This is a genomic window from Staphylococcus simulans, from assembly GCF_003043455.1.
Taxonomy (GTDB): Bacteria; Bacillota; Bacilli; order Staphylococcales; family Staphylococcaceae; genus Staphylococcus; species Staphylococcus simulans_A.
This window is the reverse complement of the sequence record NZ_PZGG01000075.1, coordinates 1-9,483: the sequence shown is the minus strand read 5'-3', so window position 1 is coordinate 9,483 and position 9,483 is coordinate 1. Positions and strand designations below refer to the sequence as shown.

Here is a 9,483-nt window from a genome sequence, read left to right as displayed (position 1 = left end):
CAGTTATCGCATTAGATAATCATCCTATCTCTTATTACGTATTAGACTGTTTAGCTGAACAGGAGATTCATGTTTCTGTTGTGACGTTTTCTACAGATATTATGCAATACGTGTGTCAAAATACTTTTTCTAATATTATTTTTGCGCCAGGTAAAGTGGATTCAAGTCTACATATTATTACAGGTGAAACGATGGTGGAAACATTTAAAACCTTACAAATTGATGTCTATTTCTGCGCAACAAGTTACATAGATATACAAGGCGGTTTGTATCAAGTCCATTCAGAAATAGGTGCTATACAAAAAGCATTGATCGAACAAGCGCAGTACAGTTATGTTGTTAACTATCCTGATTTTATAGATGCAAATCAGCATTTTACTCATATCGGATATATAAATTAAATGATAGACAAGCAGTGAAACACACGCTAAAATGAATATGAATAGAGAGAAAATACAACCAATCTTGTAAGCGCTTACTAATAGGAGGTGTCAGAATGCAAAAGTCTAATAATGAAGATTTAAATTTCTTGGTTGAAAGATTAATAGAGTATGCCAATGATGAAATCAAATTTTTCGGAGAGACTGCAAAACTTTTATTTTTAAAGAATGAATTTATTATTAACGATACAGTAGATATTTGCGTAAAACGTAAGAACCTTACCAAAGTTTTAAAGAATATCCCGAATAATTATCGTATTCGATACATAGATTCAGAAGGGAACGTCAGTGAAAAATTAAGAGATACGAAATTCTCCCAACTTACACACTTAGAAGTAGAAATCCACGGTCAAAGAATCATGACCATTTATGTATATGATGTACATAACAAAGAGTGGATGTTTAGATTCAATCACAATATCCGATTGCCTGAAAAACATATTTATTTCCATTCCTTACCATGGGGCGTAGATTATATCAAACCAGAAATCGTTCTGATGTATGAGTTACTACAACCTTCAGTACATCATAGTGGTTTTAACAACAAAGCAGTGATAGATGCATTGAGTTATTATCAATTTGTTATGCTGCGTGTCGTAGTAGGTGAAGAACGTCTGCACGATGCTTTATATGCATCGTAAAATGAAACAAGAGCGTTGCTTATTCGCAACACTCTTGTATTTTTATAGCTTTGATTTTTAACTAAATATCGTTTAAATTCAGATTATTTTAATTGTAAACTTTCGTTTTCTTGCGCATGTGCACAACTGCCATCATAAACTGCACGAACTGCATCATCTGCATCTTTAACACTGATGCCGAACATCATTGAAATTTCAGAAGCACCTTGGTTGATCATTTTCAAGTTGATATTCGCTTTTGCGAGTGCAGAAGTAATCATATTGGCAGTACCCACCATTTGATTCATTCCTAAACCAACGACCATCATTACGGCTAAATCATTATCAATACCTAATTCATCAACATCACATTGTTTACGAATTTCGTTTAAGACTTTCGTTTCTTTACCACGGATTTGATGTGTTCGCATAATAATACTGACGTTATCAATACCAGAAGGCATATGATCAAATGAGATATTGTAGTCTTCAAGTACAGATAAGATTTTACGCGTAAAACCGACTTGTCTGTTCATTAAGTATTTGCGTACGTTGATAACTGTAAAGCCTTTGTCACAACTAATACCTGTAATCAGATGATCTGGTTTAATCTCGCGGTCATATCTGATGAAAGTACCTGGATCTTCAGGTCGATTTGTATTTTTAATCACGACTGGAATACGTTCTTTTTGTACAGGTTGAAGTGCTTCATCATGGAATACACTGAAGCCGGCATATGAAAGTTCACGCATTTCGCTGTATGTTACTTCTTCCATAATTTCAGCGTTTTTGATTAAATTTGGGTTGGCGCGATAGATACCAGAAACATCTGTAAAGTTTTCATAAAGCGTTGCACGTACGCCACGTGCCAGAATAGCGCCTGTGATATCAGAACCGCCACGAGGGAAAGTGACAACATTACCTTGTTTCGAGTAACCAAAGAAGCCTGGAACAATAATCTTTCCTTCAATGTTTCTTAGATTGTAAATTTTATCATAAGATTCTTCTAAGATTTGAGCGAATTGCGGTGTGTTAGTTACCGTAATACCTGCGTCTAAGGGAGACACATATGTAGTTGGAACACCTTGTTCGTTGTTATATTGTGCAATTAAGCGTGCGTTAAAATCTTCACCACAAGAAAGTAATGCATCTTTTAAACGAGGCGGGTTGCTTTGATTGGCTTTAATACGCTGTTCAAGAATATCATCGAATTCAGCTAAAATACTTTCGTCCATGTTTAAATCACGGATAATATCAGCATAACGTTCGATAATTTCTTCCTTTTTATTTTGATAATCTAACTTTGCTACACTTTTTTCATAAAGCCTAAGCAACAAATCTGTTGTCTTAATATCTTCAGAATGTCTTTTACCAGGAGCAGACACAACGATTATTTTTCTTTCGTCATCGCTATTGATGATGTTTAACACCTTCTGAATTTGGCTTGCTGAAGCGACGGAACTACCGCCGAATTTAGCTACTTTCATATTTAATCAACCTTTCTATCAATCTTAATAATTTACTGCTTTGTTTTTTGGGTGAAAAATGCTAAAATTTCAACATATTCCAAATTTTTTGAACTTTACAATTTTGATGAATGAATTTATACTAAACCATAATCAAGTATTTTTCAATAGTACAGGTGTTTTTTTAGAACGAACAAACGGAGGAATGTAATTATGAAGAAGTTAAACATCGCTTTGCTCGGTCTGGGAACAGTGGGCTCAGGAGTAGTTAAAATTATTGAAGAGAATCATCAACAGATTAAAGATACGATTCACAAAGATCTTCACATCAAACATATTCTTGTTAGAGATAAAAAGAAAAAACGTCCGTTGAATATCAGCAAATATCATTTGACTGAAGATGTGGATGAAATCTTAAACGATGATGAAGTCGATATTGTAATAGAAGTAATGGGCGGTATCGAACCTACTGTTGAGTGGTTGAAAAAATCATTAGAACAGGGTAAACATGTAATTACTGCTAACAAAGATTTATTAGCAGTACATTTACGAACTTTAGAAGATTTAGCGGAAGAAAATGGCGTTGCTTTAAAATTCGAAGCAAGTGTGGCAGGCGGTATTCCAATTGTCAATGCGATCAATAATGGTTTGAATGCCAATAATATCAGTAAATTCATGGGTATTCTAAACGGTACATCCAACTTCATTTTATCGAAAATGACTAAAGAAGGTGCAAGCTTTAAAGAAGCGTTGGATGAAGCACAACGTTTAGGATTTGCTGAAGCGGATCCAACTGACGATGTTGAAGGTATCGATGCCGCAAGAAAAGTAGTCATCGTTACATACTTATCATTCAACCGAGTTATCAGTTTAGATGAAGTTAAAGTAACAGGTATTTCTGAAGTATCAGTAGATGATATCAACGCTGTAACAACACTTGGTTATAAAATTAAATTAATCGGTAAGGGTACATTTGATAATGGTGTCATTGAAACATCTGTCGCACCGACTTTAATCGATGAAAGACACCAATTAGCATCAGTAGAAGACGAATACAATGCAATTTATGTCATTGGTGACTCTGTCGGAGAAACGATGTTCTACGGTAAAGGTGCAGGTAGTTTAGCTACAGGTAGTGCAGTAGTCAGTGATTTACTTAACGTTTCACTGCAATTCGAATCAAACTTGCATACACTACCTCCGCATTTTGAATTAAAAACAGGTCACGCAAAAGAAATGATTGATGCAGATGAACCTACTAAATTAAAAGAAAAAGCAAGTTATTACATTGTCCTACAAACAAACGGCGCACCTGTTAAACGCGTTGAAGAAGAGGTTAAAGCACAATTACCGCTTCACAAATCACTCGATGTCATTGAACGCAATGACAACACAGCAGCTGTCGTTGTAAAAGGCATCAACGTACCAGCTGACGAAATTTTAGCACAAGGCAAATATCCAGTGGAAAAAGTTTATCCAGTAGAAGGGGTTTAATTAAAATGAAAAGATGGCAAGGTTTAGTACAAGAATACAAAGCATATCTCCCAGTTAACGACAACACACCGAATGTAACTTTAAATGAAGGCCAAACGCCGTTGATTCATTGTGATACATTATCAGACATGTTAGGCATTAACTTGTTTGTAAAATTTGAAGGTGCCAATCCTACAGGTTCATTTAAAGACCGCGGAATGGTCATGGCAGTCACTAAAGCAAAAGAAGAAGGTAAAAAAGTAGTGATTTGTGCATCGACAGGAAATACATCAGCTTCAGCAGCTGCATATGCAGCACGTTCAGGCTTGAAAGCAATCGTAGTTATTCCTGAAGGTAAAATCGCTTTAGGTAAATTATCACAAGCTGTGATGTATGGTGCAGAAATTGTATCTATCGAAGGCAACTTTGATGAAGCACTAGAAATTGTTAAAGAAGTTGCGAAAGAAGAAGGCGAAATTGAACTGGTTAACTCAATCAATCCATATCGTATTGAAGGGCAAAAAACAGGCGCATTTGAAGTCGTTGATCAATTAGGGGGTAAAGCACCAGATGTGTTAGCCATCCCAGTTGGTAACGCAGGTAACATCACTGCGTATTGGAAAGGCTTCAAAGAGTTTAATGACAAACATCAAACAGGCTTACCAAAATTATTTGGTTTTCAAGCTGAAGGGGCTTCTCCAATCGTACAAAATAAAGTCATTAAAAATCCTGAAACGGTTGCAACTGCCATTCGTATCGGTAACCCAGCAAGTTGGGATAAAGCAGTTAAAGCCTTAGATGAATCAAATGGTTTGATTGATAGTGTGACAGATGAAGAAATTTTAGAAGCTTATCAACTACTTGCTTCTAAAGAAGGTGTGTTTGCAGAACCAGCAAGTAATGCTTCAATTGCTGGATTAATTAAATTGCATAGAGCTGGTAAATTACCAAAAGATATTACAGTCACTGCTGTGTTGACTGGTAATGGCTTGAAAGACCCTGATACTGCCATCTCATTATTAGACAACCCGATTAAATCTTTACCAAATGATAAAGCAAGTATTATTAAATATATCAAAGGAGCTATACATTAATGGGAGAAAGTTTAAAACTTAAAGTTCCCGCTTCTACTGCCAATCTTGGCGTGGGCTTTGATTCAATCGGACTCGCATTAAATAAGTTCCTCTATGTTGAAGCAGAAGTAAGTGCTGACGATCGTTGGCATTTCCATCATAAGGGAGATAACTTGCATGGCTTGCCTACAGATGAAAATCACCTGATTTATCAAGTTGTACAGTTTCTTGAACAAAAATATGATATGTCTGTGCCGCCATTAGATGTCACAATGCGCAGTGAAATTCCTTTAGCCAGAGGGCTTGGGTCCTCGGCTTCTGCTTTAGTTGCAGGTATTTATTTAGCAGACTTCTTCGGCCACTTACAACTATCAGAATTTGAAATGGTTGAAGCTGCAACAGAAATAGAAGGACATCCAGATAATGTTGCACCGGTTATCTATGGCGGTATGATTGCTGGATTTTATAATCATGAAACCAAAGAAACGTATATTTCTTCAATAGAACCACCTTACGTAAACCTCGTGATTACGATTCCAAGCTATGAGTTGAAAACTCATGATTCAAGACAAGTTTTGCCGAAAAGCTTTGAACATGAGCAAGCAGTTCAATACAGTGCCATCAGCAATACAATGTTAAGTGCATTGATGCAACATGATTATCAATTAGCTGGAATGCTAATGGAAATGGATGGATTCCATGAACCGTATCGTCAAGATTTGATTCCAGAATTTCAACGCGTTAAAGCGTTAGGTCGTGAATATCATGCTTATGCGACAGTCATCAGTGGGGCAGGTCCAACAATCTTGACATTAATAGATCCTTCTAAAAGCGGTAAATTAGTCAGAAGATTGAACAAAGAATTGCCAGAATGTGAATCTGAATTGATTTCAGTCAATAAAAGCGGAATTATCGTTGAAAAAGTTTATGATTAATGATGAAATGCGATATAATTTGATGGAATACGCTTGAAAGGAGCACTGCACATCAAATGAGCAGCTATAAAATGATAGTAATGGATATGGACGATACTTTGTTGAATTCAGAGAATCAAGTCAGTCCAGATACTGCAAACTATTTAATTGATTTACAAGATAAAGGTTACCATGTTGTCTTGGCTTCAGGACGCCCGACAGAAGGTATGTTACCTATTGCGAGAGACTTGCATCTTAATGAGCATGATAGTTATGTGATCAGCTTTAACGGCAGTCGTACGACGCGTGTGAGAGATGGTGAGTTGGAAGCGGAACAAAGTATTTCTAAAGAAGACTTTGACCGTATCGTAGATTATTGCCGTGATAACAATATCTTTGTATTGACGTACCAAGATGGGCATATTATCTATGAAGGTGAACATGAGTACATGAATATTGAGTCAGAACTTACAGGTCTACCGATGCACCGTACGGATGATTTGAAAGCGTTTATTCAAAATCCAGTGGCGAAAGTGTTAGGTGTGGACTATGAATCTCATATTCAACAGCTCTCTCAAGCCTTTGACGGAGTGTTTAATGACCAAATTGATGTGACGACAAGTAAACCGTTCTTTTTAGAATTTGTGCCGCATGGTGTATCTAAAGGCAATGCGTTACATGCACTATGCGAAAAGGTCGGCATTGATATTGGTGAGACTATCGCATTTGGCGACAGCATGAATGATTATTCTATGATGGAAGAAGCAGGATATGCTGTAGCAATGGGCAATGCCCGTGATGCCTTAAAAGAAGTTGCTGACTTTGTGACGTTAGATCATAATTCAGACGGCATCGTCTATGCTTTAAAGAAAATTTTATAATTTCAAATACAAAAGGAGACTTTCTGTTAAAGAGAGTCTCCTTTTGTATGCGATACATCTTATTTAGCTGTATGTGTCCATTCATGCATGCCATGGTTTCGTTTTACAAGCGCATAAATATTATCAGCAGAGTAATCTAAGTTTGTATAAACGGTAATAATAAATGCAGACTGTCCACTTTCAAACGGTTCACTTAGGTAAACATCTTTTAAGTGTTCAAATAGAGGTACCATTTGATCGTGTTCTAGACTTGGATATTCTCTTAAAGTTCTTTTAATAAGTCTGCCGTTTTTTTCTTCAAGAGACTGAACGACAATCACAAAACGTTCATCTTCCTTTAAAACATCGTCAAATAAATTTGTTTGTCCTACCATGTTGTAACACCTCGATTTCTCATCTTATTACTCCTATTATACTACATATCAATAGACGGTAAAATCTTAAAAGTTATAAGAAGAAATAAAAAAACAGATTGGCCAAAGCCAATCTGTCTGTATAAATGATTATTTCACTTTATTAAATTCTTCGAAACTTCTTACATCCATGTCTTTTAATTTAACAGGTTTTGTTTTCTTAACTATTTTATGCACAATGAAAATTATAAAGAGCACGACAATCGGAACGAAATCTTTAATTAATCCACCGACATTCATGTGAATCATATTTTCAAATGAACCACCGAATAATAAGAACACGAGTATAGCTAAAACAAGAATAGGTCCTAGCGGATATAACGGTGTTTTATACGGCAATCGTTCTTTAACATCTATACCTTGTGCTTTTAATCCTTTACGCAATCTGATTTGAGAGAAGATTGCAGCTGCCCATACGAAGATGACAAGTTGTCCAATGATACCAAGTAAAGTAAAGATCGCATTCGCATGGAAGTTCGCTAAAATAATAACCACTACTACAATCACGAAGTTTGTTAAAATTGCTGGAATCGGTAATTTTGTTTTGCCATGCAAGTAACTCAAGAATTTCGGTGCTTGTCTGTCAGTGCTGAGTGAGAACAGCATACGGCTTGTTGAATAAATACCAGAGTTTGCGGCTGATAGTAATGATGTTAAAATAACCGCGTTGATGACTGATGCCGCAAAGGCAATGCCGACTCTATCGAACACAATCGTGAATGGACTTTGTGTTACGGATTCACTTTTGTTAAGTAACAATGGTTCATTGTAAGGTAAAATTGCTGAGATTACTGCGATTGAGAGCACATAGAATAATAAAATTCTCCAGAATACTGATTTAATCGCACGTGGCATTGATTTTTTAGGGTCATCAGATTCACCGGCTGTGACCGCTACAATTTCTGTACCACCGACTGAGAATCCGGCGATAAGTAAAACGCTTAAGAATCCGGCAATTCCGCCAACAAATGGTGCTTCACCAACTGTGAAGTTTTTAAAACCATACGTATGACCGCCAAGGATACCAAAGATAGTTAATATACCTACAACGATGAAAACGATAATCGTAACAACTTTAATCGCTGCTAACCAGAATTCCGCTTCACCGAAGGCTCTTACTGTAAAGATGTTCAATAATAGTAAGAATGTGATAAATATTAAACTCCATGTTAATGGAGAGAAGAACTTAAATGTGTCCCAATAATACAAGACGTTTGATGCGATAATGACATCTACGCTTGTAACAAGTGACCACATTGCCCAGTATAGCCAACCGACCGTAAAACCAAGTGAAGGGTCTACAAATCGTGTTGAATAGGAACTGAAAGAACCTGATACAGGATAAAAGGTTGCGAGTTCTCCGACTGATGACATTAAGAAATATAACATAATACCAATAATCAGATATGCTGCAATTGCACCGCCAGGGCCAGCTTGGGAAATGACACCGCCCATCGCGATAAAGAGACCTGTACCGATTGCGCCCCCGATAGCAATCATTGATATATGGCGAGAACTGAGTCCTCTATTCATTTTATTTTCATCCATATGCGTTACCTCTAATCTTTTCTTTAAATTAAAATATATGTACTCTATTCCAATTGTTTTTTTACGACTAATCAATGACCTTTGATGCATTAAATCAAATATTTTAAAAAATTCAGAAAAAAGACGAAAAAATGTTCATTGTGTCCGCTTTTTTGAAACAAATGCTAAATAATTATGATTTAGAACCCATTAGAAAAAATAGAAGGAGAGGTGTATATTTAGACCAATAAAAAAAGTGAACATTACCGATTTGAATAGGTAAGTTCACTATCGTAGTTTCAATACATTATTTAGTTTCGCGGTGTAATGTATATTTGTTCAATCTTGGGCAGTATTTTCTCATTTCGATACGTTCAGGATTGTTACGTTTGTTTTTAGTAGTAATATAATTACGATCGCCGCATTCTGTGCAAGCTAATGTTACGTTTACGCGCAATGTAGACACCCTTTCTATTAAGTTATTAGCAATACTTACGCACTTAAATTTACCACAATCATGCTTTTCGTGCAAGATGGATAAATTAAGCAGCATAAGCTCAATGTATTCTATTGTATAGAAAAACTCGCAATTAGTAAATAACTTTGCCTAAAAAATGAGCAAAAAGTATTGATAAAGATGGAAATTGTGTTATGATATAAATCGTAATAATTACGA

At 36.0% G+C, this 9,483-nt stretch carries 10 protein-coding genes; 6 read left to right on the top strand and 4 right to left on the bottom strand.

From position 1 onward, the window contains the following. Together BU038_RS10895 and BU038_RS10890 are read left to right on the top strand one after the other, a co-directional pair. Positions 1–401, top strand: a 401-nt coding sequence (locus BU038_RS10895) for a hypothetical protein (protein WP_107606059.1), incomplete at its 5' end; no start/stop codon positions are given. Between the two features lie 95 nt (positions 402–496). After that, the gene (locus tag BU038_RS10890) at positions 497–1,081 is read left to right on the top strand and encodes a hypothetical protein (protein WP_107606058.1); all 585 of its coding nucleotides are present in this window, start codon (positions 497–499) and stop codon (positions 1,079–1,081) included. An 83-nt stretch (positions 1,082–1,164) separates the two neighbouring features. Here the strand turns inward: BU038_RS10890 and BU038_RS10885 are convergent, their stop codons facing one another. Further along, complete coding sequence (locus tag BU038_RS10885; RefSeq protein ID WP_107606057.1) at positions 1,165–2,547, bottom strand: aspartate kinase; 1,383 nt, start codon at positions 2,545–2,547, stop codon at positions 1,165–1,167. 192 nt (positions 2,548–2,739) lie between these two features. Between BU038_RS10885 and BU038_RS10880 the strand changes: the two genes are divergently transcribed. Genes BU038_RS10880 through BU038_RS10865 form a run of 4 tightly spaced genes read left to right on the top strand, consistent with a single transcriptional unit; the run spans position 2,740 to position 6,867 of the window. Then, on the top strand, positions 2,740–4,020 hold the full coding sequence (locus BU038_RS10880; protein WP_107606056.1) for a homoserine dehydrogenase: 1,281 nt from the start codon (positions 2,740–2,742) through the stop codon (positions 4,018–4,020). Positions 4,021–4,025: 5 nt separating this feature from the next. Further along, complete coding sequence (thrC, locus tag BU038_RS10875) at positions 4,026–5,093, top strand: threonine synthase (RefSeq protein WP_057509855.1); 1,068 nt, start codon at positions 4,026–4,028, stop codon at positions 5,091–5,093. Beyond that, positions 5,093–6,007, top strand: coding sequence for a homoserine kinase (gene thrB, locus BU038_RS10870; RefSeq protein WP_107606055.1), 915 nt, complete (start codon positions 5,093–5,095; stop codon positions 6,005–6,007). The genes thrC and thrB overlap by 1 nt, the downstream gene beginning before the upstream one ends. A gap of 56 nt (positions 6,008–6,063) precedes the next feature. Next, a complete protein-coding gene (locus tag BU038_RS10865) occupies positions 6,064–6,867 on the top strand; it encodes a Cof-type HAD-IIB family hydrolase (protein WP_107606054.1) in 804 nt (267 codons plus the stop codon). Positions 6,868–6,926: 59 nt separating this feature from the next. Here BU038_RS10865 and BU038_RS10860 read toward each other — a convergent pair whose 3' ends face one another. From BU038_RS10860 to rpmG, 3 genes are all read right to left on the bottom strand, one after another. Continuing rightward, a complete protein-coding gene (locus BU038_RS10860) occupies positions 6,927–7,241 on the bottom strand; it encodes a hypothetical protein (RefSeq protein WP_107606053.1) in 315 nt (104 codons plus the stop codon). 129 nt (positions 7,242–7,370) lie between these two features. After that, entirely contained in the window at positions 7,371–8,828 is a 1,458-nt protein-coding gene (locus BU038_RS10855; RefSeq protein ID WP_107606052.1) for an amino acid permease, read from the bottom strand. Between the two features lie 286 nt (positions 8,829–9,114). Then, on the bottom strand, positions 9,115–9,264 hold the full coding sequence (gene rpmG / locus BU038_RS10850; protein WP_107606051.1) for a 50S ribosomal protein L33: 150 nt from the start codon (positions 9,262–9,264) through the stop codon (positions 9,115–9,117). Positions 9,265–9,483: the final 219 nt, after the last annotated feature.